This window comes from Parasynechococcus sp. (genome assembly GCF_045559935.1).
Lineage (GTDB): Bacteria > Cyanobacteriota > Cyanobacteriia > PCC-6307 > Cyanobiaceae > Parasynechococcus.
This window is the reverse complement of sequence record NZ_JBJLJL010000008.1, coordinates 626099-653079: the sequence shown is the minus strand read 5'-3', so window position 1 is coordinate 653079 and position 26981 is coordinate 626099. Positions and strand designations below refer to the sequence as shown.

At 62.9% G+C, this 26981-nt stretch carries 26 protein-coding genes and 1 pseudogene; 14 read left to right on the top strand and 13 right to left on the bottom strand.

Features of this window, described 5'->3' with window-relative positions:
- Window positions 1–65: 65 nt before the first annotated feature.
- From gcvP to ACJ0G7_RS07820, 3 genes are read right to left on the bottom strand one after another with little or no spacing between them, the layout of a single operon-like run.
- Window positions 66–2948, bottom strand: coding sequence for an aminomethyl-transferring glycine dehydrogenase (gcvP, locus tag ACJ0G7_RS07830; protein ID WP_407395640.1), 2883 nt, complete (start codon window positions 2946–2948; stop codon window positions 66–68).
- Window positions 2949–3004: 56 nt separating this feature from the next.
- Window positions 3005–3394, bottom strand: a complete 390-nt coding sequence (gene gcvH, locus ACJ0G7_RS07825) for a glycine cleavage system protein GcvH (protein WP_043693574.1) — start codon at window positions 3392–3394, stop codon at window positions 3005–3007.
- Between the two features lie 11 nt (window positions 3395–3405).
- Complete coding sequence (locus tag ACJ0G7_RS07820; RefSeq protein WP_407395878.1) at window positions 3406–4707, bottom strand: aminotransferase class I/II-fold pyridoxal phosphate-dependent enzyme; 1302 nt, start codon at window positions 4705–4707, stop codon at window positions 3406–3408.
- Between the two features lie 219 nt (window positions 4708–4926).
- On the opposite strand from ACJ0G7_RS07820, the gene ACJ0G7_RS07815 reads away from it, so the two are divergent.
- From ACJ0G7_RS07815 to ACJ0G7_RS07780, 8 genes are all read left to right on the top strand, one after another.
- Window positions 4927–5784 (top strand): acyl-CoA desaturase, encoded by an 858-nt coding sequence (locus tag ACJ0G7_RS07815; protein ID WP_407395877.1) that lies wholly within the window; start codon window positions 4927–4929, stop codon window positions 5782–5784.
- A 67-nt stretch (window positions 5785–5851) separates the two neighbouring features.
- A complete protein-coding gene (rplI, locus tag ACJ0G7_RS07810; RefSeq protein ID WP_043697090.1) occupies window positions 5852–6310 on the top strand; it encodes a 50S ribosomal protein L9 in 459 nt (152 codons plus the stop codon).
- Window positions 6311–6371: 61 nt separating this feature from the next.
- Window positions 6372–7787 (top strand): replicative DNA helicase, encoded by a 1416-nt coding sequence (dnaB, locus tag ACJ0G7_RS07805; RefSeq protein WP_043693578.1) that lies wholly within the window; start codon window positions 6372–6374, stop codon window positions 7785–7787.
- Window positions 7788–7873: 86 nt separating this feature from the next.
- A complete protein-coding gene (locus ACJ0G7_RS07800) occupies window positions 7874–8857 on the top strand; it encodes a helix-turn-helix transcriptional regulator (protein WP_407395638.1) in 984 nt (327 codons plus the stop codon).
- Between the two features lie 17 nt (window positions 8858–8874).
- A complete protein-coding gene (gene mnmG / locus ACJ0G7_RS07795) occupies window positions 8875–10806 on the top strand; it encodes a tRNA uridine-5-carboxymethylaminomethyl(34) synthesis enzyme MnmG (protein ID WP_043693585.1) in 1932 nt (643 codons plus the stop codon).
- A gap of 488 nt (window positions 10807–11294) precedes the next feature.
- The gene (locus tag ACJ0G7_RS07790) at window positions 11295–11510 is read left to right on the top strand and encodes a hypothetical protein (protein WP_407395637.1); all 216 of its coding nucleotides are present in this window, start codon (window positions 11295–11297) and stop codon (window positions 11508–11510) included.
- A gap of 17 nt (window positions 11511–11527) precedes the next feature.
- Window positions 11528–12106 carry a chorismate lyase gene (locus tag ACJ0G7_RS07785; protein WP_407395874.1) on the top strand — a complete coding sequence of 193 codons (579 nt, stop codon included), beginning with the start codon at window positions 11528–11530 and terminating at the stop codon, window positions 12104–12106.
- Window positions 12107–12196: 90 nt separating this feature from the next.
- On the top strand, window positions 12197–12649 hold the full coding sequence (locus ACJ0G7_RS07780; protein WP_043697093.1) for a hypothetical protein: 453 nt from the start codon (window positions 12197–12199) through the stop codon (window positions 12647–12649).
- On the opposite strand, the gene ACJ0G7_RS07775 is transcribed toward ACJ0G7_RS07780, so the two are convergent.
- The 3 genes from ACJ0G7_RS07775 to ACJ0G7_RS07765 all read right to left on the bottom strand — a co-directional run bounded on the left by ACJ0G7_RS07775 (window position 12619) and on the right by ACJ0G7_RS07765 (window position 14260).
- Window positions 12619–13140, bottom strand: coding sequence for a DUF1269 domain-containing protein (locus tag ACJ0G7_RS07775; RefSeq protein WP_043693597.1), 522 nt, complete (start codon window positions 13138–13140; stop codon window positions 12619–12621). The two genes, ACJ0G7_RS07780 and ACJ0G7_RS07775, sit on opposite strands and share 31 nt — an antisense overlap.
- A gap of 48 nt (window positions 13141–13188) precedes the next feature.
- Window positions 13189–13608: a hypothetical protein gene (locus ACJ0G7_RS07770; protein WP_407395636.1), complete on the bottom strand. Its 420-nt coding sequence runs from the start codon at window positions 13606–13608 to the stop codon at window positions 13189–13191.
- Between the two features lie 106 nt (window positions 13609–13714).
- Entirely contained in the window at window positions 13715–14260 is a 546-nt protein-coding gene (locus ACJ0G7_RS07765; RefSeq protein WP_043693605.1) for a SprT family zinc-dependent metalloprotease, read from the bottom strand.
- Window positions 14261–14332: 72 nt separating this feature from the next.
- Between ACJ0G7_RS07765 and ACJ0G7_RS07760 the strand changes: the two genes are divergently transcribed.
- The 3 genes from ACJ0G7_RS07760 to ACJ0G7_RS07750 are packed head-to-tail and all read left to right on the top strand — an operon-like array spanning window position 14333 to window position 16954.
- Window positions 14333–14752 carry a hypothetical protein gene (locus tag ACJ0G7_RS07760; RefSeq protein ID WP_043693608.1) on the top strand — a complete coding sequence of 140 codons (420 nt, stop codon included), beginning with the start codon at window positions 14333–14335 and terminating at the stop codon, window positions 14750–14752.
- Entirely contained in the window at window positions 14745–16778 is a 2034-nt protein-coding gene (ligA, locus tag ACJ0G7_RS07755) for an NAD-dependent DNA ligase LigA (protein ID WP_407395635.1), read from the top strand. The genes ACJ0G7_RS07760 and ligA overlap by 8 nt, the downstream gene beginning before the upstream one ends.
- Window positions 16775–16954, top strand: coding sequence for a hypothetical protein (locus tag ACJ0G7_RS07750; RefSeq protein ID WP_407395634.1), 180 nt, complete (start codon window positions 16775–16777; stop codon window positions 16952–16954). Before ligA ends, ACJ0G7_RS07750 begins: the two co-directional genes overlap by 4 nt.
- On the opposite strand, the gene ACJ0G7_RS07745 is transcribed toward ACJ0G7_RS07750, so the two are convergent.
- The 5 genes and pseudogenes from ACJ0G7_RS07745 to ACJ0G7_RS07725 all read right to left on the bottom strand — a co-directional run bounded on the left by ACJ0G7_RS07745 (window position 16930) and on the right by ACJ0G7_RS07725 (window position 22898).
- On the bottom strand, window positions 16930–17550 hold the full coding sequence (locus tag ACJ0G7_RS07745) for a TVP38/TMEM64 family protein (RefSeq protein WP_253912863.1): 621 nt from the start codon (window positions 17548–17550) through the stop codon (window positions 16930–16932). The genes ACJ0G7_RS07750 and ACJ0G7_RS07745 overlap by 25 nt on opposite strands.
- Before the next feature lie 38 nt (window positions 17551–17588).
- Complete coding sequence (locus tag ACJ0G7_RS07740; RefSeq protein WP_043693621.1) at window positions 17589–18377, bottom strand: ABC transporter permease; 789 nt, start codon at window positions 18375–18377, stop codon at window positions 17589–17591.
- The gene (locus tag ACJ0G7_RS07735; RefSeq protein WP_407395632.1) at window positions 18377–19174 is read right to left on the bottom strand and encodes an ABC transporter permease; all 798 of its coding nucleotides are present in this window, start codon (window positions 19172–19174) and stop codon (window positions 18377–18379) included. Before ACJ0G7_RS07735 ends, ACJ0G7_RS07740 begins: the two co-directional genes overlap by 1 nt.
- Window positions 19174–20148 (bottom strand): ATP-binding cassette domain-containing protein, encoded by a 975-nt coding sequence (locus ACJ0G7_RS07730; protein ID WP_407395630.1) that lies wholly within the window; start codon window positions 20146–20148, stop codon window positions 19174–19176. Before ACJ0G7_RS07730 ends, ACJ0G7_RS07735 begins: the two co-directional genes overlap by 1 nt.
- 4 nt (window positions 20149–20152) lie before the next feature.
- Window positions 20153–22898 (bottom strand): annotated as a pseudogene (locus ACJ0G7_RS07725) (valine--tRNA ligase).
- Between the two features lie 88 nt (window positions 22899–22986).
- Here ACJ0G7_RS07725 and ACJ0G7_RS07720 point away from each other — a divergent pair.
- Together ACJ0G7_RS07720 and ACJ0G7_RS07715 are read left to right on the top strand one after the other, a co-directional pair.
- Window positions 22987–24252, top strand: coding sequence for an extracellular solute-binding protein (locus tag ACJ0G7_RS07720; protein WP_407395629.1), 1266 nt, complete (start codon window positions 22987–22989; stop codon window positions 24250–24252).
- On the top strand, window positions 24249–25574 hold the full coding sequence (locus ACJ0G7_RS07715) for a mechanosensitive ion channel family protein (RefSeq protein ID WP_407395628.1): 1326 nt from the start codon (window positions 24249–24251) through the stop codon (window positions 25572–25574). The genes ACJ0G7_RS07720 and ACJ0G7_RS07715 overlap by 4 nt, the downstream gene beginning before the upstream one ends.
- Before the next feature lie 16 nt (window positions 25575–25590).
- On the opposite strand, the gene ACJ0G7_RS07710 is transcribed toward ACJ0G7_RS07715, so the two are convergent.
- Both ACJ0G7_RS07710 and ACJ0G7_RS07705 read right to left on the bottom strand, forming a co-directional pair.
- Window positions 25591–26217: a 2OG-Fe(II) oxygenase gene (locus tag ACJ0G7_RS07710; protein ID WP_407395627.1), complete on the bottom strand. Its 627-nt coding sequence runs from the start codon at window positions 26215–26217 to the stop codon at window positions 25591–25593.
- Window positions 26214–26666, bottom strand: coding sequence for a hypothetical protein (locus ACJ0G7_RS07705; protein ID WP_043693641.1), 453 nt, complete (start codon window positions 26664–26666; stop codon window positions 26214–26216). Before ACJ0G7_RS07705 ends, ACJ0G7_RS07710 begins: the two co-directional genes overlap by 4 nt.
- 54 nt (window positions 26667–26720) lie before the next feature.
- On the opposite strand from ACJ0G7_RS07705, the gene ACJ0G7_RS07700 reads away from it, so the two are divergent.
- On the top strand, window positions 26721–26978 hold the full coding sequence (locus ACJ0G7_RS07700) for a hypothetical protein (protein ID WP_043693643.1): 258 nt from the start codon (window positions 26721–26723) through the stop codon (window positions 26976–26978).
- Window positions 26979–26981 lie beyond the last annotated feature (3 nt).

Genomic DNA, 26981 nt, shown 5'->3' with positions numbered 1-26981 from the left:
CAAGTTTTCGGTTTTCAGTGAAAATTTACACGCCTGAGCAAGGCAACACCAGATGATCCGGCGTTTCAGGCGGCAACGGGTTGCTCAGCCAGGTCCTCCACCGACGGGCAGGTGCAGATGAGATTCCGATCACCGAAGGCGTTGTCGATGCGTCCGACCGCAGGCCACAGCTTGTTCATCGGCTGATCAGCCAAAGGGAAAGCGGCGGTGGCGCGGCTGTAGGGACGATCCCAGACATCAGCTGTGACCACGGCCATGGTGTGGGGAGCCCGCTTCAGGGGATTGTTCACCGGATCCATCCGACCGGATTCGATGTCCCGAACCTCCTCACGGATCGCGATCAACGCGTCAGCGAAGCGGTCCAGTTCGGCAAGACTCTCGCTCTCGGTGGGTTCCACCATCACGGTGCCCGCCACCGGCCAGCTCACCGTCGGCGCATGAAAGCCGTAGTCCATCAAGCGCTTGGCGATGTCATCGACATCAACACCCGCATCCCGCTTGAGCGGTCGCAGGTCGAGAATGCATTCGTGAGCGACGCAGCCGGTGGTCCCCCGGAACAACACCGGGTAGTGGGGGTCCAGCCGATGAGCGAGATAGTTCGCTGACAGCAGCGCGACCGCACTGGCCTGGCGCAGAGCCTCCGCCCCCATCATGCGCAGGTACATCCAACTGATCGGCAGGATGCTGGCGCTACCGAGAGGGGCAGCTGACACCGGCCCGATCGCGGTGGGCTGGTCTGACTGGAGAGGATGACCGGGCAGGAACGGGGCCAGATGCTCCGCCACTCCGATGGGGCCGACACCCGGACCACCACCGCCATGGGGTATGCAGAAGGTCTTGTGCAGATTGAGGTGGCAGACGTCAGCCCCGAAAGCTCCCGGCCGACAGAGACCGACCTGGGCATTGAGATTGGCTCCATCGAGGTAGACCTGCCCGCCGTGGCGATGCACCACCGAACAGATCTGACGGATCCCTGGCTCGAAGACACCGTGCGTGGAGGGGTAGGTCACCATCAGAGCGGCGAGACGGTCGCTGAACTCCTCAGCCCGGGCCGCCAGATCATCCAGATCGACGTTCCCCTCGTCATCGCAGGCCACAGGCACCACCTTCAGGCCCGCCATCACGGCGCTGGCGGGGTTGGTGCCATGGGCACTGGTGGGGATCAGACAGATGTCCCGATGGCTGTCCCCCCGCGAGTGATGCCAGGCCCGGATCACCAGCAAGCCGGCGTACTCCCCCTGCGAGCCGGCATTGGGCTGAAGGGAGACCGCTGAGAAACCTGTGAGAGCAGCAAGCCAGCGCTCCAGATCATCCGCCATGTGGCGGTAGCCACGGGCCTGATCCTCAGGGGCGAAGGGATGCAGCGACGCGAAGGCAGGCCAGCTCACCGGCAGCAGCTCGGCGGCGGCATTGAGCTTCATCGTGCAGCTGCCCAACGGGATCATGCCGTGCACGAGGGAGAGATCGCGGCTCACCAGGCGCTGGATGTACCGCAGCAACTCGGTTTCACTGCGATGGCAATGGAACACCGCTTGCGTCAGCCAGGGCTCCTCGCGACCGGGCACGCCGTCGAGGGAACCGGAGACAACTTCGGTGATCGGAGGCGTCTGTCGCTGAGCAGCAGCAGCCAGGAGCAGCACCAGCCGCTTCAGTTCCGACTCGTTGCTGAGTTCATCCAAGGTGATGCCGAAGCCTTCCGCCTGATCAGGCGCAGCCCCCTCAGGCACCACCCGCAGGTTGATCTCCGCCTCGGCTGCCGCTCGATGCACGGCAGCGGCATCGCTGCAACGGATCACCACGGTGTCGAACCGCTCTCCAGGAGCAACCGGGTAACCCAGGGCCACCAGAGCAGCCTCCAGTCGACGTCGCAGGCGCACGATCCGCTGTGCGATGGCGGTCAATCCGTCCGGCCCATGGTGAACCGCATAGAAGGAAGCCATCACTGCCAGCAGCACCTGCGCCGTGCAGATGTTGCTGGTGGCCTTGTCGCGTCGGATGTGCTGCTCACGGGTCTGAAGAGCCAGGCGCAGAGCTGGCTGGCCCTGGGCATCCCTGGACTGGCCCACCAGTCGGCCGGGAATCTGGCGCTTGTAGGCATCCCTGGTGGCGAAGAAAGCGGCGTGAGGTCCGCCGAAACCCATCGGCACGCCGAAGCGCTGGGCGCTGCCGACGGCAATGTCAGCACCGAAGGAGGCCACCGGCGCGATCAGGGTCTGAGCCAGGGGATCGATGGCCACGGTCACCAGAGCCCCGGCCTCATGAGCCCGCTCGATCAGAGCAGTGGGGTCCCAGACCTGGCCCTCCTTGCCGGGCAGCTGCAGCAGTACGCCGAACACCGTGGCATCGAGCACGAAATCGCCGGGATCCAACCGCTCCAGCTCGATGTTCAAAGGCTCGGCGCGGGTCTGCAGCACAGCCCAGGTCTGTGGCAGGACGGCGGCATCCACCAGGAAGCGACGGGCCTCAGCACGACGACAGACGGCATGACTCAGCCCCATCGCCTCAGCAGCTGCCGTGGCCTCGTCCAGAAGAGACGCATTGGCGATCGGAAGACCGGTCAGCTCGCTGATCAGGGTCTGGAAGTTGAGAAGCGCTTCCAGGCGACCCTGAGCGATCTCAGCCTGATAGGGCGTGTAAGCGGTGTACCAGGCGGGATTTTCAAAGACGTGACGCTGGATCAGTGCCGGCGTTGCTGTGCCGTGGTAACCCAGGCCGATCAGGGAGCGGCGAACCGTGTTGTCGGCAACGATGCGGCGCAGATCTTCCAGGGCCTCCGATTCGCTGCAGCCCTCCGGCATGGCCTCCGAAGGAGGGTGCTCATCGAGGATGTCCGATGGCACGACATCGGCGATGAAGGCCGCCATGTCGCTGTAGCCGAGGGTCTTCAGCATGGACCGCTGCTCGGCGTTGCCCGGGCCGAGATGCCGCTCGAGGAAGGGGGAGACCAAGGGGAGCGGCAGCGAAAATCCCGCCGATCGTAAAGAAGGGAGACCGGCGGCCGATGTCAGCTGGCGTTCACCTTGGCGCTGTAGGCCGCCGCATCAAGCAGGGACTCCATTTGGGATGCGTTGCCGGGCCGTATCACCAGCAGCCAGCCTTCCCCGTGTGGATCGTTCTGAAGTTCCTCTGGGCTCGCGAGCACAGCCTCGTTGCGTTGCACCACCTCGCCGTCGATCGGGGCGTACATGTCCTCCACGGCCTTGACGGATTCCACCGAACCGAAGCTGTCGCCTTTGCTGAGACTGGCGCCGACATCAGGAAGATCAACGAAGACGATGTCCCCCAGCTGATCCACTGCAAAAGCGCTGATGCCGACTCGCACCAGCTCGCCGTCGGCATTCGCGTATTCGTGGCTGTCGGCGAAGCGGAAGGATTCAGGAAACGCAAACGCCATCGTCTGGCGGATCAGCAGCTCGCACCAGTCTGCGGGAGATCGCGCAGCTCCGCAGCATCAAGAGCCGCCAGTGCCTCCTGGAGCGCGAGGCTGAGATGGGCCCGGTGGGTTCCGCCCTGCACGAAGAGATTGAACGGTTCCCGCAACGGAGCATCCGCGGAGAACTCGCTGGTCGAACCATCGATGAAGGTTCCGCCCGCCATCACCAGATCGCTGGCGTAACCAGGCATCGAAGCGGGCACAGGATCCAGGTAGGAACCGACCGGAGACATGCTCTGGAATGCACGGCACACCACCTTGAGTGCCTCCGGTGAACCGAGGCGAACCGCCTGGATCAGATCACTGCGGAACGCTCCCGGCGCAGGCTGAACGGCACACCCGAGCCGTTGAAACACCCCCGCCACCAGATCCGCTCCGATCAGGGCCTCCGCGACCATCTGCGGCGCCAGGAACAAACCCTGAAGCACAAGACGCTGGAGATCAAAACCGGTTCCACCCTCCCGGCCGATTCCCGGAGCCGTGAGACGGCAGCAGGCCTGCTCCACCAGATCAGACCGACCGGCCACGTAGCCCCCGGCCGGAGCGATGGTGCCACCGAGATTCTTGATCAGGGAACCGGCGATCAGATCCGCTCCGACATGCGGTGGTTCCTGTTCTTCCACCAATTCGCCATAGCAGTTGTCAACGAAGCAGACGCAATCGGGCTGAGACGCGTGGATGCGTTCGCAGCAGCGTCCGATCTCCGCAACGGAAATCGACGGGCGCCAGCTGTAGCCGCAGCTGCGCTGAATCAGCACCATCCGGGTCGGGACCTCCAGAGCCTGATCCAGTGCAGCTGTGTTGATCCCACCGTCCGGTGTCAGCTCCAGTTCGTCGTAGCGGACACCGAATTCAGCCAGGGATCCCTGCCCCTGCTCCCGCAGACCGATCACCTCCTCCAGGGTGTCGTAGGGCCGGCCTGTGATCGACAGCAGACGATCCCCGGGGCGAAGCACACCGAACAGTGCCGCAGCGATCGCATGGGTACCGCTGACGAACTGAAGCCGCACGGCCGCAGCCTCAGCGCCGAGCACGCGCGCAAACACCCGATCCACCACATCGCGTCCCTGGTCCCCGTGTCCGTATCCGGTCAGAGAGGCGAAATGCTGCGTGCCGACACGCTCCTCGGCCATCGCGGCCAACACCCGCTGAAGTCGCGGTTCAACCGCTGCCGTGCGTTGTGCCGCTGACGATGCCTGCGACAGGGCCACATCCGCGACAAGAGAACGGGCCCGCGCCCGCATTGAGGCTGTTACTTCACCAGTCTTCACCATGTCACTCCCGGCTCCAGGCCTGCTGCGTGCCTCCATGCTGCGTCTCTCCCGTAGGGGTTTCACCACTGGTTGCAGCGTCAATTCCTTTAGATTTCCGTCAATACAGGCAAAAACCACTCACCGTGTTTGCGCACGAGCGGTTCTGCCAAACCCTGGAGTTTCCTGTTGGTATCCACCCAAACAGCTGACACCCGCGAGCTTCGGCAGCGGGCGGCGGTGATGGCCCCCCGCGGTCCATTGCCGGCGAGGCAGCGACGCATCAAGTGGGGAACCACCAGCTTCATGCTGGTGATGCATGTCCTTGCAACGGTCGCCCTGCTGCCACGGTTCTGGAGCTGGCAGGGCTTTGTGGCCTTCGGGGTTCTGTACTGGATGACCGTGCTGGGGGTCACGCTCGGACTGCATCGCCTGGTCGCCCACCGCAGCCTCGTCGTCCCGGTGTGGGTTGAGCGCATGCTGGTGCTCATGGGAACCCTGGCCTGCCAGAGCGGTCCGATTGAATGGGTGGGACTGCATCGCCACCACCACCGTTTCTCCGATCAGGTCACCGATCATCACGATGCCGGTCGCGGACTCTGGTGGAGCCACAGCGAGTGGATGCTGCACGAGATTCCCGCTCTGAAAGAGCTGGACCGATACGCAGGCGATCTCCAGTGCGATCCCTTCTATCGCTGGTTGGATCGCTGGTTCCTGCTGCTGCAGATTCCTCTCGGACTCAGCCTTTACTGGATCGGCGAAGCGGCTCAGATCCACGGTGGTGGACTTGGACTGGTTCTCTGGGCGATTCCACTGCGCCTCGTGGTGGTGTATCACGTCACCTGGCTGGTGAATTCCGCCACCCATGCCTTCGGTTACAGGAATTTCGACTGTCCGGATCTTTCCAGGAACTGCTGGTGGGTGGCACTGCTCTCGTTCGGCGAGGGCTGGCACAACAACCACCATGCCCATCCCGCCAGCGCCCGCCATGGTCTGCGCTGGTTCGAATTCGACCTCACCTGGCAGCACATCCGGTTGCTGAAACGCTTCGGCCTCGCCAGCCGGGTTCGCACCGCCCGCTACGTAGGCGGCGCCTCCTGAATCCAATCCCGATCGGCCACGTCGTAACGTGGTCGATCGCACCGAAACCGTCGTCCGTCCCGGTCCCATGCCCAAGCGTGTTCAAGTCGTCCTGAACGAGGACGTCCTCAGTCTCGGAAAGGACGGGGATCTGGTGGAAGTCGCTCCCGGTTACGCACGGAACTTCCTGTTGCCTTTCGGCAAGGCCGTTCCTCTCACCCCCGCGGTGATGAAGCAGGTGGAGCATCGACGTGCCAAGGAAGCAGAGCGCCAGGCCGCCCTCAAGCAGCAGGCTCTCGACTTCCGAACCGCCCTTGACACCATCGGCCGCTTCACGGTCAAGAAGCAGACCGGTGAAGACAACGTCCTGTTCGGAACCGTGACCAACGGTGACGTGGCCGAAGCCATCGAAGACGCCACCAAGAAGGAGATCGACCGCCGCGACATCGTGGTTCCGGAGATTCATCGCACGGGCAAGTACACCGTGACCGTGAAGCTGCACACCGAGGTCACAGCTGAGATCAATCTCGAGGTGGTCAGCTATTGACCCCTGGCCAAACGGCGCAGCCGGGCCAGAGTGTGAAACCTGATTGCGTCGACCGGCCGCCATGGTGAGTGTTCCCCTTGGTGATCAAGGCGAGTCAGCCGAAGGGGGACGCCGCGGCTTCGCCCGTGGGCGTCGTGATCAAGAGCCCAGCTTCGAGGCCCTGCCCGATTCCGTTCCGCCCCAGAACCTCGAGGCGGAGGAAGCGGTTCTGGGAGGCATCCTGCTGGACCCTGACGCCATCGGTCGTGTCGCCGATGTTCTGCAACCGGAGGCGTTCTATCTGAATGCCCACCGCGAAATCTTTCGAACCGCCCTGATGCTGCACGGTCAGGGCAAACCCACAGACCTGACGGCGATGACCGCCTGGCTGGCGGACACCGGTTCCCTGGAGAAGGTGGGTGGCAACGGCCGTCTGATCGAACTGGTGGAGCGGGTGAGCTCGACGGCCTCGATCGAGCAGGTGGCGCGACTGGTGATGGACAAATTTCTCCGCCGTCAGCTGATCCGCTCCGGCAACGAGGTCATCAAGCTGGGCTTCGATCAGAGCCTGCCCATGGATCAGGTGCTGGATCAGGCGGAGCAGACGATCTTTGCCATCAGCCAGGAAAAGCCCTCGAAGGGACTCACTCCCACCGCCGAGATCCTCACCCAGACCTTTGAAGAGATTGAAAGTCGCTCTCTGGGCACCTCGGTAGCCGGGATCCCGGTGAACTTCTACGACCTGGATGCCATGACCCAGGGTCTCCAGAGGAGTGATCTGATCATCGTGGCCGGTCGTCCAGCCATGGGTAAAACCTCGATCGTGCTCAACCTGGCCAAGAACGTGGCCCAGCTGCACGACCTGCCGGTCTGCGTGTTCTCTCTGGAGATGAGCAAGGAGCAGCTCACCTACAGGCTGCTGTCGATGGAGGTGGGCATTGAAGCTGGCCGGCTGCGTACAGGCCGGTTGCAGCAGGAGGAATGGCCACTGTTGGGGCAGGGCATCAACAGCCTCGGCCAGCTGCCGATCTACATCGACGACAAACCCAACTCCGGCGTGCTGGAAATGCGTTCCCTCTGCCGGAGGCTGATGGCGGAACAAGGCAAAGAGCTGGGGCTGGTGGTGATCGACTACCTGCAGCTGATGGAAGGCTCCAGCCCGGACAACAGGGTGCAGGAAATCTCCCGGATCACCCGTGCCCTGAAAGGCATGGCCCGGGAACTGAACGTGCCGGTGATCGCCCTCTCCCAGCTGAGCCGTGGCGTGGAATCGCGCACCAACAAACGGCCGATGCTGAGCGACCTGCGGGAATCAGGCTCAATCGAACAGGATGCCGATCTGGTGCTGATGATCTACCGCGACGAGTACTACAACCCGGAAACTCCGGATCGAGGCATCACCGAAGTGATCGTGACCAAGCACCGCAACGGACCGGTGGGCACGGTGAAGCTGCTGTTCGAGCCCCAGTTCACCCGCTTCCGCAACCTGGCGGCGTGAGAATCCGGTGACCTTCCGGTTGTTGAGTTCTCCGGAAGGGAAGCCACCAGCTGAGAATTGCGGAGCGTTCTGGTGGGCCCCTAACGGTGAAGGTTTTGGACGCCCGCTTTCAGAGCTGCGCCGATCTCCAGAGCCTGTCCCAGCCTGTCTCTCCAAACCTGAGCGCACTCCAACTCAGCGAAGGCCCTCTGGTGGGACGTCTGCGGATCATCAGTTGCGGTTTCTTCCGTCTCAACCAGTTGGAGATCAACCAGACGCTGTTCCTCAGCGGCACCCGACGCCCGAGGCCCTGCACGATCGCCATTCCGCTGAGTGACCCACCAGCGACTGATCCCATCCGGGCCCAGGGGGTCTGCATGCCCTGGCCCGGAATGATGGGTTACAACGACCAGCTGAACGATTTCGATCTGCGTTTGCCGGCAGGCACCACCCTGGCCACGGTGACCATCTCCAGAGATCACCTGCTGGAGCGACACAGCCAGCACAGGGCAGGACAGCTGACCTTGGATCGCTGGAAAGACACCAATCAGCTGGAACTGCGTGAACCTCTGCGCTCGGAACTGCGAGCCCGGTTGAGACACCTGATTGAGCAACACGATCAGGCCACCGATCCGAGAGAGGTGGACGAGCTGATCGGATGCCTGCTACGCGCTTTCGAGGATGTCGAGGTGGATTCCATGACGTTCGGTCAAAGAGAAGCTCGCCATGAAGCGGCCATCGAGCTGCTGCACTGGTTTTCGTGTCATTCCGACCAGAACCTCACCATGGATGAGCTGAGTGCGGTCCTGTATCAGTCGCGCACCTCCCTGTTCAAGGGCTGTCAGGAGCATTTCGGTCAAACCCCGCAGAAGCTTCAGCGATCGATCCGCCTCGATCTGGTGCGGCAGCTGCTGCTGGATCCCAACCGCTGTGATGGCATCCACCTGCAAGGAGTTGGAGCGATCGCGGCTCATCTGGGCTTCACCAGTCGCAGCCACTTCGCTCGCCGCTACAGAAAGCAGTACGGGGAGCTGCCTCAGGAGACGCTGCAGCGAAGCAAGACCCCCGGCGGATCAGATCCGCTTCCGTAGCTGCGGATAATGAATCCATGAGCTTCACCACGACCCCGAGCGAAGTCTTCGACGTGATCGTCGTGGGAGGTGGTCACGCCGGCTGTGAGGCCGCGATCACCGCTGCACGGCTGGGGCTGAACACGGCCCTGTTCACCCTCAATCTCGACCGAATCGCCTGGCAACCGTGCAATCCCGCCGTGGGCGGACCGGCCAAGAGCCAACTGGTCCACGAAGTCGATGCCCTCGGTGGCGTGATCGGTCGCCTGGCCGATGCCACAGCGATCCAGAAACGCATCCTCAACGCCAGCCGCGGACCCGCTGTCTGGGCCCTGCGCGCCCAGACCGACAAACGCCTCTACTCCCGCCAGATGCTGCAGCTGCTGCAGCACACCCCCAACCTGGCCCTGCGCGAAGCGATGGTCACTGGCCTTGAGGTGAGTGGCGACGGCGCTCAGCAACGCATCACCGGTATCCGCACCTATTTCGGCAGCACCTACAGCGCCGCAGCCGTGATCCTCACCGCCGGCACCTTTCTGGGAGGCCGCATCTGGGTGGGGCATCAATCGATGGCAGCAGGCCGCGCCGGCGAGCAGGCCGCCGAAGGCCTCACGGAAGCCCTCCAGCAACTCGGCTTCCACACTGACCGACTCAAGACGGGCACCCCCGCGCGGGTGGACCGGCGCAGCATCGCCCTCGATCAGCTGGAGGAACAGCCCAGCGATGCAGCCGATCGCTTCTTCTCCTTTGATCCGGCAGCCTGGACGAGCGGTGAGCAGATGAGCTGCCACATCACCCGCACCACCGCCGCCACCCATCAACTCATCCGCGACAACCTCGAGCAGACCGCCATCTACGGAGGTGTGATCGACAGCAAAGGTCCCCGCTACTGCCCTTCGATCGAAGACAAGATCGTTCGTTTCGCCGATAAGGACAGCCACCAGATCTTCCTGGAGCCGGAAGGACGGGACACCCCGGAGATCTACGTGCAGGGCTTCTCCACAGGGCTGCCGGAATCGATCCAACTGCAGCTGCTGCGCACCCTGCCCGGCCTGGAGCAATGCCTGATGCTGCGACCCGCCTATGCGGTGGATTACGACTACCTGCCCGCCACGCAGCTCAAACCCTCCCTGGAAACCAAACGGGTCCAGGGCCTGTTCAGCGCCGGTCAGCTCAACGGCACCACCGGCTACGAGGAGGCCGCAGCTCAGGGCCTGGTGGCCGGCATCAATGCCGCTCGGCTCATCGGAGGCCAGGAGCCGGTGCACTTCCCCCGTGAGGGCAGCTACATCGGCACGATGATCGACGACCTGGTGAGCAAGGACCTTCGCGAGCCCTACAGAGTGCTCACCAGCCGCAGCGAATACCGGCTGATCCTGCGGGGCGACAACGCCGACCGGCGCCTCACTCCTCTCGGCCGCGAACTCGGCCTGATCGACGACCGGCGCTGGCGGATCTTCGAAGACAAACTTCAGGCGATGGAGGCCGAGAAGCGTCGGCTGGAAACGGTGCGGCTGAAAGCGAGCGATCCCTCTGCAGCGGCGGTTGAGCAGCAGACCGGTGCGGCAATCAAGGGCTCGATCACCCTGGCGGACCTGCTGCGCCGACCGGGCATGCACGCCGCCGATCTGGTGGAGCACGGCCTCGCCGATGCCGACCTGCCTCTGCCGGTGCGGGAAGGCGCCGAAATCGACATCAAGTACAGCGGCTATCTGCAACGGCAGCAGCAGCAGATCGATCAGGTGAAACGTCAGAGCCAGCGCAAGCTGCCCTCCGATGTGGAGTACGCCGGCATCGGCACCCTGTCGCGCGAGGCTCGCGAAAAACTGAGTGAGATCCGTCCCGCCACCCTGGGGCAGGCCAGCCGCATTCCCGGTGTCAGCCAGGCGGACATCACAGCTCTGCTGATGTGGCTGGAGCTGCGTCAACGGCAGCAGAAGGACCTCGCCGCTGCCGGTCAGGCTCGATAGCGTTGGGACCATCGGCCATCAGCCTTGGCATCACGCCTTCCCACGTCGCGTGCTTACTGGAACCTGCGCGCCGAGCAGGTGATGGACAGGGTGTTCGCCGACCCGGCACTTCGGAGGGATGCCAACCATCTGGTGCCGGTTGATGTTGCTGTACACGAACCACAGCCGCTGCCCCCTGCGGACAACCCGCCACGCGGGGCTGACAGCTGGCAGATTCCACTGCTGACCGCCGTCACGGCAGCATCAGTTGTCTGCATGGCCTGGCTGACCGGCAACTGGCAGACCACCAGTGCACGCCTCGAGCAGGAACGCCAGCTGCTGCTCATCGAGCGATTGCGTCCGCAACCACCCATCAGCACTGCAGAGCCGAAACCGGAACCTCCAGCCGTGACAACGCCGGCACCCAGGCTCTCGCCAGCACCCACAGTCGCGCTGGAACCGCTGACTCTGCCTCTCCGGACACACCCAACCCCCCGTCGCGCGCGCCAGTGGTTCAGGACGAGCTGCCTCAGCTCACCGGTGTGGTGCAGGGACCCGGCAACAGCAGCTCGGCGATTTTTCAGCTGGGCAGCAACTCCCTCTCCAGCGGGATTGGAACCGCCATCGGGTCGAGCGGCTGGGTGCTGGAGTCCGTCAGCGAAAGCGGGGCCGTGATCAGCCGCGACGGCCAGCGCCGCAGCCTGGCGGTGGGAGGGATCCACTGACATCTGCTGGCTCACTTCTGCCCTCTCCGCAGCATCTCTGGCAGGCCCCCACCGCGGCCGTGCTGACCGGGGAGGGCCCGCGTCAGCTGCCGGGCCCGTGGCGCTTGATGCTGCTGGGTGACGGCAGCCCGACCCGTCATCTCAGGCTGCTCACCGGACAGCCTGTCGCCGTTGATCTGATCGGCATGACGCCGGAGCCGCTCGATCATCCCGATGCACCCCCAGAAGTGAAAGAGCTGACCCCCCCGCTGCTGCGGCGTCAGGTCTGGCTTCATTGCGACGGTCTCCCTCTGGCCTGGGCAGAGAGCTGGTGGAACCAGACGGAAGCGGATCTGCACCTGCGCGATCGCAACCAGCCCATCTGGCGGAGTCTCACGGAAGGCCGTTCCGAACTGTTCCGAGAAGTGGATGGCCTCGCCCTGGTCAATGCCGACTGGCTTGAGATGACCTTCGGACTGCGCGGACCGTTCTGGAGTCGCCACTACCGCTTCTTCCGCGGAGGCAAGGCCCTGACTGTGATCCGGGAAGTGTTTAGCCCACAGCTGGAAACCTGGCTGGGCCCAACATTGCGCCAGGAGCTTCAAAGGAATTCATGAACAAATGCCCGAATTTGTTGGGATTTGCTCTTGACAACTTGCCAATACATGTGCTCCGAGGAACATGTGAGCACACAGGTTCTCCGTGTCATGGCTGTTACACCTCTCTGGCTCAGCCTCACCGACCTCGGTCGGATCTACGGCATTTCGGCCATTCACTGCGGGCGCAGCCTGGAACAGCAGGGCTGGCGTGATCGCCGCGGCCGTCCGACCCCTGCCGCCCTGGAAGCCGGTGCCGCAATGAATGCCGGTCCTCACGGCCAGGGACGCTCCGTGCTCTGGAACCGGACGGTCTGCGGGACGCATCTGGAATCCCAGGGCTACGAACCCATGAGCCGCAGTCTGCTTGTGGATCAGTGGACCCGACTGCTGGAAGCTCTTGAGCTGGGATCCCCGTCCATCAACGCCACGGCCGATCAGATGGCCGAGGACATGCCCCGGGAGCTGGTCGAGGAAGTCAACGACCAGCTCGCTGCCAGGGGCTGCACCTACCGGGTGTCAGGGCGTGCGCGTCAGGAAAGACGCAGTGCTTCAGCCTGCTGAGCAGCTGCTTTCAGCAGATCACGCAGCTTGTCCTCATCGGTATGACTGAGGTTGGTTTTCACCAGGCGGGCGTTGGGGGCATGGCTGCGCAGGCGCTCGATCACGCGATCAGGCGTGCCGTCCCGCACCAGCAGAGCCAGAGCAGCGCTGCCCTTGGGCAGGGTTTCGGCCAGCTCCCGCAGGAACTGATCATTGATGCCGATGTCGGTGAGTGCTCCTGAGGCAGCACCAGCACCGGCGCCGACAGCCGCACCCAGCAGTGGGCTGAGGAACAGCAGTCCGACGAGCATGCCCCAGAAGCTGCCACTGACAGCGCCGGCCGCCGCCATGTTGATGGCCTGGCGCAGATGGACGTGACCGTCCTCGCCATGCTCCAGCACCACAGCATCTTCAAGGGAGATCAGATGCTCCTGCTGAATGCTGGCCAACTCGAGACGCACCTGCTCAGCTTCCTCGGCTTTCGGAAAGCCAACCACGATCAGGTCACTCATTTGGGAGCCATAACTCTGGTTGAAACGTATCCAGAGGACCCGTTGCTGTCAGTCTCGGCGACGACTTGAGCGTGGCAGCACGCGACGTGGAGAACGCATCGGTTGCCGGACAGGCTGCTCATCGAGCTGCCCATCAAGCCCGGCGGTTCTCTGCCAGCGCTGCACACGGAAACTCTCATCCTCCGGCCAGCTGTCGTCGGCAGCCGGTGGCCGGCGGCGGGACACCGCCTGGAGCGGCCGCTTGCCGCCTCGACTGGATGTCTCCGGTGACGTCTGTTCCTGCCATGGCTCACGCCAGTCGTCATCGTCGTCCAACAGCCAATCGACCTTCTCGCCGACCCAGCGCCCCATCGAATCCAGATCCAGAGACGTCCGACGCTGACCGGGACGCCGACCTGACACCCCATCCACCAGCTGGCGACCGGTTTCCAGCCAGGTGTCCAACCGGCGTTCCATGCGTTGCTCCATGCTTCGACGTTACCGACGCCGGCGCCGAAGCCAGCGTTCCCGTCGCAGGCCGATCAACGCGATCGTCATCCCGCCGAGCTGCAGGGTCATCAGAAAGGTCTCCATCTCAGTCGGCAGGCTCGAACCGCAGCAGGCAACTGGCATCCCATCGCCCCCCATGCAACCGATCGCAACAGCGGCGGCAGGCTGCATTGCGCAGTCGCCGCCTGTAGGGAGAGCGCTGCCCACAGATCGGACAGACCGCCCACCAACGCGGTGCACGAGCCGGAACGGGATAGCAATGACGCACCTGCACCTGGAAGCTGTCCTGAGAGGCATTGATGGCCGCCATCCGCTCCCGGAATCGCGGCCCATGGCTTTCACGCACCTTCTGCACCAGATCCACCCAGGCGTGGATCATCTCGTGACAGAGCGTGCTTTCCGTGGCAGCCCGGGGCAGTGGCTCCAGCACCGGTCGGGACAGAACGATTTCACAGCCGCGATCCCCTGCGACGCCTGGGCCGCGCCGGTAGCAGCCAGCCGTGCGGCTCATGCGGCCATCGCTCCAGCGCAGGGCCACCAGAGGGAGATCGGCGCTCCTACTCACCAGGGAACCTTCGAAATGTTCACGGTTGAGCCGGTGGAACAGCGGCAACAACGGCAGCAACGGCAACGGAGAACAGGCTGCGGTTGAGCGTCATCCTGCCTTGGTCAGTCAGACTCGTCGCTGCTTTGAAGGCAGGCGATGGAACTGGGTCTTGTACGCGAGGTGGGGATCAAGGCCCTGCTGGCCGGTGGTGGGGCTCTGCTCCTGTTCTGGACATACACCGCGGTTCGCCTGGTGCTCAGCGCCCGCGGCATCAATCCACTGATCAAGCAGTTCTTCACCCAGGTGGCTGCCGGTCGTATCGATGCGGCCTACCTGCTCACCACCAAGGGCTACCGGCAGCATGTGAACCGTCAGCAGTTCATGCGCTTCCTCGCCGGCCTCAAACTCAACCGCTATCGCAATCTCAAGTCCGGGCGGCCCCGGATGCAGGAGAGCGACGTGATCCTCACCGTGAAACTGAAGGCAGACAACGACGACGAGCTGCCTCTTGACTTCACCTTCACCAAGGTGGAGGACAACTGGCGCATCGCGCGCATCAACAGGGTCAATGCCTGAGGGGCAGGCCAGGGCAGCGGAACTGCGGGCTCTGCTCAACCGGGCAGCCCATGCCTACTACGTGCTGGATGCCCCCCTGCTGGAGGACGCGGTCTATGACCGCCTCTACCGGGAACTGGTTGATCTCGAGCAGGCCGACCCACGCCTGGTCAGCGCCGACAGCCCCAGCCAACGCGTCGGCGGTTCTCCGGCGGAGGGATTCGTCAGCGTTGCCCACCGCATCCCTCTGCTCAGCCTCGACAATGCCTTCAATCAGGACGAACTGACCGCCTGGCATGAACGGTTGCTGAAGGTGCTGGATCGTCCAGCTGACACGCAACTGCCACTGGTGGGTGAACTGAAGATCGATGGCAACGCCCTTGCCCTCAGCTACCGCCATGGGGTGCTGGAACGGGCAGCCACCCGAGGCGACGGTGCCAGCGGTGAAGAGATCACCGCCAATGTGCGGACGATCAGTTCGATCCCCTTGCGGCTTCAGGTCGAAGACCCGCCCGAATGGGTGGAAGTGCGTGGTGAAGCCTTCATCCCCGACGACACCTTCGCTGCGATCAACACCGAGCGAGAGGGGCGGGGGGAGACCCTGTTCGCCAATCCGCGCAACGCCTGCGCGGGCACCCTGCGGCAACTGGACCCCAAGGTGGTGGCGGCGCGCCGCCTCGATTTCTTCGCTTACACCCTGCATCGGCCACCTGAAGCGGAGGGCACGTCCCAATGGGAAGCGCTGCAGTGGCTGATCGAGGCCGGCTTCCGCGTCAATCCCAACCGCGAGCTGTGCCCGGATCTGGCGGCCATCCGTGGCTTCTGCGATCGCTGGGAACAGCAACGGAAGGCACTGCCATACGCCACCGATGGCGTGGTGGTGAAGCTGAATGATCTGCGTCTCCAGGATGAAGCCGGGTTCACGCAGAAGGCGCCCCGCTGGGCCATCGCCTTGAAGTTCCCGGCTGAGGAAGCCCCCAGCCGGCTGCTTCGCGTGGTGGTTCAGGTGGGACGGACCGGAGCCGTCACCCCCGTGGCCGAGTTCGAACCGGTGGCTCTGGCCGGCACCAGCGTCAGCCGGGCGACGCTGCACAATGCCGACCGCATCACAGAACTGGCCCTGCATGAAGGCGACACCGTGGTGGTGCGCAAGGCCGGCGAGATCATCCCGGAGGTGGTGCGGGTTCTGGCGGAGCTGCGGCCTGCTGATGCCAAACCCGTCAGCCTCCCCACAGTCTGTCCGGAATGTGGTTCCACCCTGGTGAGGGAGGAGCAGGAGGCGGCCACCCGCTGCATCAACAGCAGCTGCCCGGCGATCCTGCGCGGGGCCCTGCGCCATTGGGTCAGCAAGGGTGCCCTGGATGTGGATGGTCTTGGGGGCAAGCTGATCGAGCAGCTGGTGGAACGCGGGCTGGTGCGTTCCATCGCCGATCTCTACCGGTTGGATGCCGCCCTGCTGGCAAGTCTGGAGCGGATGGGGGAGAAGTCCGCCGCCAACCTGGTGCGTGCGTTGGAGGCATCCACCGGGAAACCCTGGCCACGACAGCTCTATGGGCTTGGCATCCGCCACATCGGTGAGGTGAATGCCAAAGCCCTGGCGGCCGCCTTCCCAAACGTGGATGACCTGGCGGAGGCAGCCCGTCAACAGCCCGACAGCATCGCGGCCCTGCATGGCATCGGACCGGAGATCAGCCGCAGCCTCAGCCAGTGGTTTGCCAACCCGGCCAACCATCAGCTGCTGGAGGAGCTCAGGGGTGTGGGACTGAACCTGAAGGCGGCACCGGACGACCGGTCAAGCTCCGGCTCAGATGCTGATCAAGCCCTCGCCGGAAGGATCCTGGTGCTCACAGGAACCCTGCCGACCCTCAGCCGAAGTGACGCCAAAGCCTTGATCGAGGCCGCCGGCGGCAAGGTGACCGGCAGCGTCAGCAAGAAGACCGACTATCTGGTGGCAGGTGAAGAAGCTGGCAGCAAACTCGCCAAAGCCGAAAGTCTTGGCGTGAAGGTGATCGATGAAAATGAGCTGAAAGGTCTGCTGAACGCATGACGAACCAGCCCCTTCACCGCTGGATCAAGACCGACTGCGGCCGAGCCAAGCTGGCCGAGTTGGAGCAACGGCGAGGACCAATGGCACGGTTGCGTCTGACCTGGTTTGTGGCCCTTGCCGCCATCCGCGACTGGCCCCTGCCCGACCCGGATCAGAGCGACGACTCCACGTCATGAAGTGCGCGCCGCGCAGTCCTGCTGACAAGCACCACCACCCCAACCGTCGCCAGCACACCGGCCACCCGCAGTGCCCAGGTCAGTGGATCTGCCTCCCCGGCCAGCACCTCCCGGAAGCGAGCCACATCGCCCGCCAGAGCTCCGAGGCCGCAGAACAGCACCGTGCCGGGGATGATGCCGATCAAACCAATGCTGTAGTCCCGGAGTGACACCTCGCTGAGGCCGTAGGCCAGGTTGAGCAGGGAGAACGGAAACGCCGGCGACAGCCGGGTGAGCAGCACCAGTTTCAAGCCCTCCCGACTCACGGCCTGTTCCACCGCCTGCAGCTTCGGCACCTGCTGCAACCGCCTTCTCGCCCACTCCCGCAGCCAGCTGCGACCCAGCAGAAACACAACTTCCGCTCCAAGGCAGGCTCCCAGGAACACGAGTCCACTGCCGATCCAGGTGCCGTAGAGCGCCCCCGCCACCATCGATGCCCACACGCCAGGCAGCAGCAGCGTGACCCAGAGCGCATAGAGGGGAATGAACGCCACCGCCCCCAGCGGTGAGCGCAGAACCTCCAACAGATCAGGGAGCCATTGCTGAAGCGTTGACATCAGACAGACCGTCGCACCGACGGTGCGGAGCATTGCACTCAACTGGACGCCGAGGTGTAAAACCGCAGGGCATACAGCCAGAACGCGCGGGCAGCAGCGAAAAACAGGACAGCCAGCGCAAGACCCGCCAGCAACATCGGAGCGGCGGCTTCACCCAGCAGCACCTGGGCGGGAACTGTGGTGAGAAAGGCCACCGGCAGCACCAGGGTGAACAGCAGGCGCAAGGCCGGTGGATAGGCAGTGAGTGGATAACGCCCCGAAGCCAGCAGAGCTCGCAACACCTCGGTGGCATTCCAGGTTTTGACGAACCAGATGCTGGTGGCGGCGATCAGAAACCAGAGCGAATAAAGGATCAAGCCACCGGCCAGCAGCATCACCACCACGGTGAAAAAGGAGGGCAGCGTGAGCACCACACCGGCCTGATGGCTGCCCCAGGCCAGGAGCCCCAGCCCCAGGCCAATTTCCGGCAGGCCCGCCGGCGACAGCGTGCGCAGCGACAGCCAGAACTGGCTGTCGATCGGTTTGAGCAGCACGAAATCCAGGGTGCCCTCGCGCACATGGGTGACGATCGCCCCGAGGTTGGGGCGCAGCCAGGTGGTGGCCATGCCGTCGAACACCGTGTAGAGCCCCTGCACCATCAGGGCCTGAGCCCAGCTCCAGCCCCCCAACGTCTGATCGGGGCCATAGAACAGCGAGAGCAGAAACAGGCTGCCGCTGAGGCTCATCGCCACCGCCAGCAGCTCGATCAGCACATTGGCCTGATACTCCAGCTGCACCGCCACGGCCGTGCCCCAGAAGCGACGCAGGGTTCGCCAGTACCGCCCCATCAGGCCCCCATGGCGCTGTAGCGCCGCACGCCGGCCCGCCACAGCAGCAGCACCAGCGGCAACAGCAGGGCAATCCAGGCCAGTTGCGCCCCGAAGCCCGCCAGCAGGTCCACCGGCTGGCCTGCCAGCACCCGGGCGGGAAAGTCGATCAGATACGGGAAGGGCGTCCACTGGGCCAAGGCCCGCACCGCCGGCGGAAAAGCCGTGAGCGGCGCCAGCAGGCCGGAAAGGAACAGGAAGGGAATGAACTGGAGCCGCTCCAGGGCACTGGCCTTCTCACTCCAGAAGCACAGGGCCGCAATCAGGCTCTGGAACAGGAAGGCGATGGCAAAGGCCATCCAGATGGCCAGCCAGGCCAGCAGAAAGCCCCCCAGCGACGGCAACCAGAAGGCCTGGGGCTGCACCGTAAAGAACACGGCTGCGATCAGGGCCGCGAAGGGCAGACGCGTGAGCTGCTCACCGAGGTGGGCCGCCACATAACGCCAGAGCGGATGCAGGGGCTGCAGCAGGTAGGGCGACAAGCGGCCCAGCAGGGCGTCCTCCTCGAAGGCATAGACCACCCACACCACGGAGAACTGACGCACCAGAAAGGCGCTGAGGAAATAGCGATCCAGGGCCACACCATCCAGCCCAAGCCCAGACCGCGCGTCACTGCCGCTCCAGACGCTGAGCATGATGAATGGCAGCACACCCGAAAGCGCCCAGAGGGCGATCTCAGCGCGGTACTCGAGCATGTGGGCGTACTGGGTTCCCAGCAGCACCCGGATGATCCGACGGTTCAGCCCGAAGATCCGCATCAGACGCGCCCCTGCCGGAAGAGGCCACCGATCAGTTCTTCGATCGGTGGATCGGTCACATCCAGATCGCGCACGGGAAAGCGGTCCAGCAGCTGCGCCACCACGGCGGTGAGCTGATCGCGGGGCACCAGCAGCCGCACATCACAACCCTCCAACTGCTCGAGACGCCCCAAACCAGCCAGGGCCTCTGGGGTCGTGGGGGATTCCAGCTCCAGCCGCACCTCCCGCTCCGGCGCCAATTGATCGGCCAACGCCTCCAGGGGGCCGTCGTGGAACAACCTCCCCTGGTGGATCAGCAGCACCCGGGGACACAGCGCCGTGATGTCGGCCATGTAGTGGCTGGTAAGCAGCACCGTCGCGCCCGTGCGGCGGTTGTAGTCCGCCAGAAACTGCCGCACCCGGGCCTGGGCATTCACATCCAGCCCCAGAGTCGGTTCATCGAGGAACAGCACCTCCGGCTCGTGCAGCAACGCCGCCAGGAGTTCAGCTTTCATTCGCTGGCCCAGAGAAAGCTTGCGCACCGGCCGGGTGAGCTCCTCCCCCAGCTCCAGCAGATCGGCCAGCTCGCTGATCCGCCGCCGGGCCACCCCATCGGGGATGCCGTAGACCGCCGCATTCACCCGCAGGGAATCCATCGGCGGCAGGTCCCAGAGCAGCTGCTGCTTCTGCCCCATCACCAGGGTGATCCGGCGCAGGAACTCCGCCTGGCGACGCTGGGGCCGGTACCCCGCCACCTGCACCTCCCCGGCGCTGGGGTGGATCAAGCCGCAGAGCATCTTCAAGGTGGTGGTTTTGCCGGCGCCGTTGGCACCGAGAAAGCCCACCATCTCGCCGGGCTCGATCGCGAACGACACGTCCTGCACCGCGGTCACGTCCCGGGTGCGGCGGCGGATGAAATGGCGCAGGGTGCCGGCCAACCCGGGCTGCTTCTCGGCAACCCGGTAGATCTTGCTCAGCCCCTCAACCTGAATCACCGAATCAGCTCAGATCCGCCAGCCGCTTGCGGGCCAGATCCGCCTGAGCCTGCTTCTCATCCAGGTTGGCCTGGCATTCGGCCACCACCTCCGGCGGTGCCTTGTCGGCGAAGTTCGGGTTCCCCAGCCGCCCTGCCAGGCCTTTGATCTCCTTCTCGGCCTTGGCGATGTCTTTTTCGAGGCGGCCCTTGAGCGCATCGAGATCGACGAGGCCTTCGATCGGCAGCAGCACCTGCAGCTCACCGCTCACCCCCGCCAGAGCCTTGGCTACCGGAGCCGCATCAGCCTCCGCCGGCGCCATCACCGCCACCGACTCCGCCCGGGTTAGGGCCGTGATGTCGGCCGTGCCCTTGCTCAGCACAGCCGCCAACTCGCCGCGGCCGGTGACGAAACGCACCGGCACCGATTGGGAGGGCTTGAGGCCCGCCACCGCCCGCAGGTTGCGCACCACACGGATGGCGCCGATCAGCTCAGCAAACGAGGCTTCCAAGGCATGATCCAGAGCGCTCTCCTCCAGTGCCGGCCAGGGCTGCAGAGCCAGGAAGTTGGTCTCCGGCTCGCCGGTGACGCTGTGCCAGAGCTCCTCGGTGAGGTGGGGCATCAACGGATGCAGCATCAGGTGCATCTGACTGATCACCTTGGCCAGCACCTGCTTGGCCACCCGCTGATCGGCGAGAGCCTCGGCTGAGGGGTTCTCACCCGGGTTGAGCCGGCGCTTGCTCAGCTCCAGGTACCAGTCGCAGACGTCGTTCCAGGCGAACTCGTAAAGCCCCTTGGCAGCTTCACCCAGGCCGTAATTGCTGTAGCGCTCGGCCGTCTCCCGATTCACCCGGGCCAGGCGCGAAAGAATCCAACGGTCCGCCAACTGCAGGGCCGCGGGGTCGGGGTCACCGAGTTGAGCCGGCGTTTCGCCGTCCAGGTTCATCAGGGCGAAGCGAGTGGCGTTCCAGAGCTTGTTGGCGAAGTTGCGCGAGGCCTCCACCGTGGCGGAGGTGTCGGTCTTGCGGTCGTAGTCCAGGCGGATGTCCTGACCCGCACCAGCCACCTCCCGCACCAGAGCGAAGCGCAAGGCATCGGTGCCGTAACGCTCGATCAGCAGCAGCGGATCGATGCCGTTGCCGGCACTCTTGCTCATCTTGCGGTTCTGCTCGTCCCGCACCAGGCCGTGGATGTAAACGTCCTGGAAGGGCATCTCGCCGGTGAAGGAGCCGGCCATCATCGTCATCCGGGCCACCCAGAAAAAGATGATGTCGAAGCCCGTCACCAGGGTGCTGGTGGGGTACCAGCGCTGCAGATCAGCGCTATCGGCATCGGGCCAACCCAGGGTGGAGAAGGGCCACAAACCACTGGAGAACCAGGTGTCGAGCACGTCTTCGTCCTGCTCGATCTCAGCCGCCGCGCCGTAATCAGCCTGGGCCTTCTCCAGGGCTTCGGCTTCGTTGCGGGCCACCACATAAGGGGTGGTGTCGGTGTATTTGCCGCCGGTCTCGCTGATCACGAACCAGGCGGGGATGCGATGGCCCCACCAGAGCTGGCGGCTGATGCACCAGTCGCGGATGTCGGTGAGCCAGTCGCGATACACCTTCTCCCAACGCTCCGGGATGAAGCGGGGATCCTTCTTCTCAAGAGCCTCGCGACAGCGAGCCGCCAGAGGCTCGGTTTTGACAAACCACTGGGTGGAGAGCAGCGGCTCCACCGGCACCTTGCCGCGGTCGGAATAGGGAACGCTGTGGCGGTAATCCTCCACCTTCACCAGCAGCCCCAGCTCGTCGAGACCAGCCACCACGGCCTTGCGGGCCTCAAAGCGATCCAGCCCCTCGAACTGCCCCGCCTCCTTGTTCATCGTGCCGTTCTTGCGCATCACCGTGATCTGGGGCAGACCGTGGCGCTGGCCGATGGCGAAATCGTTGGGGTCGTGGGCCGGCGTCACCTTGACGCAGCCGGTGCCGAAATCCTTCTCCACGTGGTCGTCGGCCACGATCGGAATTTCGCGACCCACAAACGGCAGCGTGAGGGTCTGACCCACCAGATGGGCGTAGCGCTCGTCGGTGGGATTCACCGCCACCGCCGTGTCGCCCAGCATCGTTTCGGGCCGGGTGGTGGCCACCTCCAGATGGCCGTCGCCGCTGCTGAGCGGATAGCGGAAATGCCAGAGGTGGCCATCCACCTCCTTCATCTCCACCTCCAGATCGCTCACCGCCGAGCCCGAGGCGGGGCACCAGTTCACCAGGTATTCACCGCGGTAGATCAGCCCCTGCTCGTGCAGCCGCACGAAGGCCTCCTTCACCGCCTCACTGAGACCCTCATCAAGGGTGAAGCGCTGGCGCTTCCAATCCACCGAGTAACCCAAGCCGCCGCAGCTGGCCCACGATGCGGCCACCGCTTTCCGCCTTCCACTGCCAGGCCCGCTCGAGAAAGGCATCCCGGCCCAGGTCGTGGCGGGTTTTGCCCTCCTCCTTGAGCTGCTTCTCGAGGATCGTCTGCACCGCGATCGAGGCGTGGTCGGTGCCGGGCAGGCAGAGCACGTTCTTTCCCGCCAGGCGCTGGTAGCGCACGATCGTGTCGATCAGGGCTGTGTTGAAGGCATGGCCCATGTGCAGGCTGCCGGTCACGTTCGGCGGCGGGATCACCACCGAAAACGGTTCACCAGGCGCTTTGGGATCGGGATGAAACGCCCCCTGGTCCTCCCAGGCCTGCTGCCAACGAGCTTCCGTACCAACCGGGTCGTAGGTCTTGGCCAGATCAGGCACGGATGCGGAGCAGTGCGTGGGTCATGGTCGCAAAAGGGGGCCTCAACCGGGAAATCCACATAAATTGGGTCGGACGATTGGTGGATCCGTGCTCAGACGCAGCCATTGGGCAATGTTGGCCGCCTTTGCAGGCATCGGTCTCAGCATGAACGGATGCGGCACCAGCAACGCCGGCATTCCGGTGGTTCTGAGAGTGGCAAAAACAGTCGGTATTGAAGAAATTGTCAACGCCGAGGACTACGACGAGCTCCAATCAAAAATTCAAAGCGTGATCCGGGAATTTCGTGATTACGACTCAAGCATCAGAATCAAACTAGCCCTCTACGACAACGAAAATTTCGTCCATCAGATCAGCAACCAAACCTGGGCCGGATTCGGACCAGACATCATCATTACGGACAGCAACACAACTCACGCTCTTCACGAAAAAGGATTAATTGATACCGTTGAACTCACAACACCACAGCGAGAGGGCACTCCAGATCACCTTTTCCAACTGGTCACCAATCGCCAGGGAAACCTGTTAGGCAGGCCCGTGGCCCAGTACATCCAAGTCGCCTGTTACAACAAGGAGAAAATAAAAAACCCACCAAAAACCAAGCAGGAGTTCGGCAACGATATTCATAAAGACACAACGTTCGGGATGTCACTTAACCTGAAAGACATTTTCTGGACGACTGAATTGTACGGAGCCGAACAACCTATGGCCTCAGCGATGCGCGGAACAGCACCCGACGCAAAGTCCAAGAAGAAGATAACTGATTGGCTTCACTGGCTTGAACACATGAGCTATCAACAGAATGTACGATTTATGAATAGTCAACAATCTCTGCGCTCCTCTTTTCTGGAAGGCAATCTCGACTGGATCACATGCTGGAGCTCAAGCCTTCCAGAACTTCGCAGAAAGCTGAAAGACAAGCTTGGCGTTTCACCTTTGCCAAAAAATATCAACAAGGACAAATTCCAATCCATCACAAAGCTCCAGGTCTGGTCACTGGGCCTTAATTCCAGCAAAGCTCAACGAGAGAAAGCTCTCGGGCTGATGGATTTCATCACGAAGCCCTGGGCCCAGAAAACCTATGTGTTGGAAAACCGAAATAGCTTTCCTGTGAATAAGAATGCCGCCAAGATTGTTGCTTCAAAAATCGTGGGAGGAGAACAAGCCTTAGCTCAATTTGAGCTTCGAAACGATAGCGATGAACTTCGGAGAAGCTTCACCAACTCGGTGGTTTTCAGAGATCCCGCTCGATACAAGGTGATCACCACAGCACTGCAACGAACGATTTACGACATTAAAACTCCGGAAGAAACAACCGATCTCATCATTGAAACCATGATGGAGAAAAAATCATGATTCAAGGTATTTTTGTTGAAGCCATTGGCTGGCTGGGTTATCTACAACGCGGCGAAGTTATTCTGCAGATCATTCTGATGGTCAGCCTTCTGGTTCTGGAAAACCAGATCGTCAAACAACTGCACAGAATTCAGACGATTGGTGTGCGCCGAATCGTCACACCTGGCCTTGCCTTCCTGAGCGGATTCCTCCTGGGAGCCCTTGGGCTGCCCGGACATTTCCTCAGCTTTCTGGGAGGTCTTTGGCTGCTCTGGCGTGCGCTGGTTCCGATCAAAAACCTGGTCAAGGAAAGACATCCAAGATGGCCAGTTGATGAGATCGATCAGACGATCCTGAGACCCGTCGTTCTCGTGGTCATCATCCTGACGTTTTTTCAGATGCTGGGCAGCCGGGAAGCTTTGGCGATGCTCCCGATCGGAACCGTGTTCGGCGTAGTGCTCACCATCGGCAAATTGCTCACAGCCTTGATGTTGGGTTACGCCATTGTCACGTTGTCCAGACAGCCGGCAGGACTGCTCTCCGGTTTCTTCACCCAGTTCTTCGGGCTCAGCAAGCAGAGCAGAACCGCCTTGGAAGTCATCCTCCAATACAGCCTGATCGGGGTGGGAATCGTTGTTGTCGCCAATTATCTCGGCATCAACGGAGCCGCCATGGTGACGATCGCTGGAGGACTGTCTGTCGGCATCGGCTTCGGCTTGAAGGAAATCATCTCCAACTTCATCAGCAGCATCTGGATGTTGTTTGAAGGAACCGTGAGACCTGGTGAAATCCTGATGATCAATGGTGACCCCTGCACCGTTCGAAAGCTGGGGCTGAGAGCCACACAACTCAAACGCGGACGGGATGGCGCAGAATTGCTGATCCCCAACCAAACGTTCTTCACCCAGGAAGCGGAATCGTTCACGGCTCAAGAGACGTCACGTCGCGGTGCCGTGGATGTTGGAGCTGCCTATCACCATGAACCGGGCCGCGTAATCGACATTCTTGTCGAACTCGCCAAAGAACATGAAAAGGTTCTGCCGTACCCAGCTCCAGCAGCCTTCACAACCGGTTTTGCGGATTCTTCCATCAATTACAAAGTTCTTTTCTGGGTCAGGAATCCCCTGGAAGCATTTCAGGTTGAAAGCGATCTTCGCCAGGTGATCTGGAGCCGCTTCGAAGAAAACGAAATCGGAATTCCCTTTCCGCAACGGCAGGTTTATCCAATGGAGTGGCCACCTTCCAAACAGCAGACACTCGAGATCAGACATCAAGCCAACCGGAGCCTGCTTCCCGAGCAGCAGGAAGCAGAGCCACAGATCAACGATCAGCAGAAGGAATGACGTTGAACAATGGACGTCACTCCGCTGCCAAGCGCGTGAGATAAGCATCCCTTGATCCTGCATTGATCCAACCGGTGGCAATCAGCTTGTTCTGCTGATCGTTGACACGACCCCTGTGAATGTGAGACGGGCCGGCTGGAAAGATCACGAGCTTGCCCCGCTCCGCCGGTTCGTGATGGTCCTGCCAGTGAAACTCCGTTCCTGCCTCATCAACCGAGTTGCAGTAAAGAATCCAGGCCAGCACCCGATGGACCGGCTCAGTGGCCTCCTCGCCGATGGTCCAGTCGCAGTGCCAACGCTTGAAGCCTTCTCCGGGTGCGTAGTGCTGAAGATTGAAGATCGGTACTACGAACAACTCCTGATCCGGACAGCACTCGCGGAACAGCGGCCGCTCCTGCAGGTATCGCTCAAGGCCAGCATTCACACCCCGCAGGATCAACTGGGACAAGGCAAAGGCTTCTGCATCGCTGCGGTCGATGGCCACCAGGCTGATATCGGTGCTCTGCTTGGCCGGCTCCCGGTCTGCGGCAGGCCCGAAAGCCACCCCCGGTCTTTGCAGATCCTCCCGACGGCCGAAAAACTCGATCACGGCATCGGCAACGGCCTCGAAACCGCCATTCCGGTAACGGCCGATCAACGTCATGTCGCCACCTCCAGCCTTGGAATCGCCACCACCGCATCCAGCTGTTGCCAGCGGTTTTGATCGGCCACCACGAGCTCCTGCAGACCGACCCGCTGAACGGCAGCGGTGGCCCGTTCCAGATCGAGCGGCACACCTGGAGCCATCGGCATCACCAGCACATGCTGCTCCGCAGGATCACCCATCACCTGCAGATCGAGATCATCCAGTTCCCGCTCAAAGAACACACGACGCATCCTTGATGTGACCACAGGTCCGAGGGCCTCGACGAACTGTTTCATCCCTTCCTCATCTCCAGGGGAACCGCAGTTGAGAGACAGCCAGATCAACAGCTTGACCCAGCTGTCACGGGTCCAGAGCGGCTGGAAGCTCTGACGGTGCTGACGCACCAGCTCTGTGATCGCGAAATCGAAGAGGGTGGCCTGGAGGCCAGTGACATCAGCGGAATCCATGGGCTACATCCTCTCCGGCGAAAGGTCAGACTGGAAGGAACGGCTGGACCCCCGATGGCCCTGGACCTGAACGATCCCGAACTTGAGTTCGCCGACCTGGTCTACGCCTATCAGAGCTGGGTGATGGCGGTGATCAACGACGAGAAGCTCGATGGTGAGGAGAAACTCCTCACGGACGACATCGCCGAGGACGCACTCAATTCGATGCGTTTCCTGCCCGGCGAGGTCACCAGCGCCATCGAGACCAGTCTCGCCCGTGTCTACGACGTGGATGCTGACGAACTGGCCGAACTGCTCTTCCCGGAAGATTGATCT

Bases quoted from the DNA above. Each gene is read 5' to 3' on its own strand.
- ACJ0G7_RS07705 (WP_043693641.1), bottom strand. From the start codon at position 26,666: ATGGATTCCGCTGATGTCACTGGCCTCCAGGCCACCCTCTTCGATTTC.
- ACJ0G7_RS07775 (WP_043693597.1), bottom strand. From the start codon at position 13,140: ATGAGTGACCTGATCGTGGTTGGCTTTCCGAAAGCCGAGGAAGCTGAG.
- ACJ0G7_RS07750 (WP_407395634.1), top strand. From the start codon at position 16,775: ATGACGAACCAGCCCCTTCACCGCTGGATCAAGACCGACTGCGGCCGA.
- ACJ0G7_RS07815 (WP_407395877.1), top strand. From the start codon at position 4,927: ATGGCCCCCCGCGGTCCATTGCCGGCGAGGCAGCGACGCATCAAGTGG.
- ACJ0G7_RS07760 (WP_043693608.1), top strand. From the start codon at position 14,333: ATGGAACTGGGTCTTGTACGCGAGGTGGGGATCAAGGCCCTGCTGGCC.
- ACJ0G7_RS07710 (WP_407395627.1), bottom strand. From the start codon at position 26,217: ATGACGTTGATCGGCCGTTACCGGAATGGCGGTTTCGAGGCCGTTGCC.
- mnmG (WP_043693585.1), top strand. From the start codon at position 8,875: ATGAGCTTCACCACGACCCCGAGCGAAGTCTTCGACGTGATCGTCGTG.
- ACJ0G7_RS07770 (WP_407395636.1), bottom strand. From the start codon at position 13,608: ATGGAGCAACGCATGGAACGCCGGTTGGACACCTGGCTGGAAACCGGT.
- dnaB (WP_043693578.1), top strand. From the start codon at position 6,372: ATGGTGAGTGTTCCCCTTGGTGATCAAGGCGAGTCAGCCGAAGGGGGA.
- ACJ0G7_RS07820 (WP_407395878.1), bottom strand. From the start codon at position 4,707: ATGGTGAAGACTGGTGAAGTAACAGCCTCAATGCGGGCGCGGGCCCGT.
- ACJ0G7_RS07735 (WP_407395632.1), bottom strand. From the start codon at position 19,174: ATGCGGATCTTCGGGCTGAACCGTCGGATCATCCGGGTGCTGCTGGGA.
- gcvH (WP_043693574.1), bottom strand. From the start codon at position 3,394: ATGGCGTTTGCGTTTCCTGAATCCTTCCGCTTCGCCGACAGCCACGAA.
- ACJ0G7_RS07700 (WP_043693643.1), top strand. From the start codon at position 26,721: ATGGCCCTGGACCTGAACGATCCCGAACTTGAGTTCGCCGACCTGGTC.
- rplI (WP_043697090.1), top strand. From the start codon at position 5,852: ATGCCCAAGCGTGTTCAAGTCGTCCTGAACGAGGACGTCCTCAGTCTC.
- ACJ0G7_RS07740 (WP_043693621.1), bottom strand. From the start codon at position 18,377: ATGGGGCGGTACTGGCGAACCCTGCGTCGCTTCTGGGGCACGGCCGTG.
- ACJ0G7_RS07715 (WP_407395628.1), top strand. From the start codon at position 24,249: ATGATTCAAGGTATTTTTGTTGAAGCCATTGGCTGGCTGGGTTATCTA.
- ligA (WP_407395635.1), top strand. From the start codon at position 14,745: ATGCCTGAGGGGCAGGCCAGGGCAGCGGAACTGCGGGCTCTGCTCAAC.
- ACJ0G7_RS07780 (WP_043697093.1), top strand. From the start codon at position 12,197: ATGGCTGTTACACCTCTCTGGCTCAGCCTCACCGACCTCGGTCGGATC.
- ACJ0G7_RS07745 (WP_253912863.1), bottom strand. From the start codon at position 17,550: ATGTCAACGCTTCAGCAATGGCTCCCTGATCTGTTGGAGGTTCTGCGC.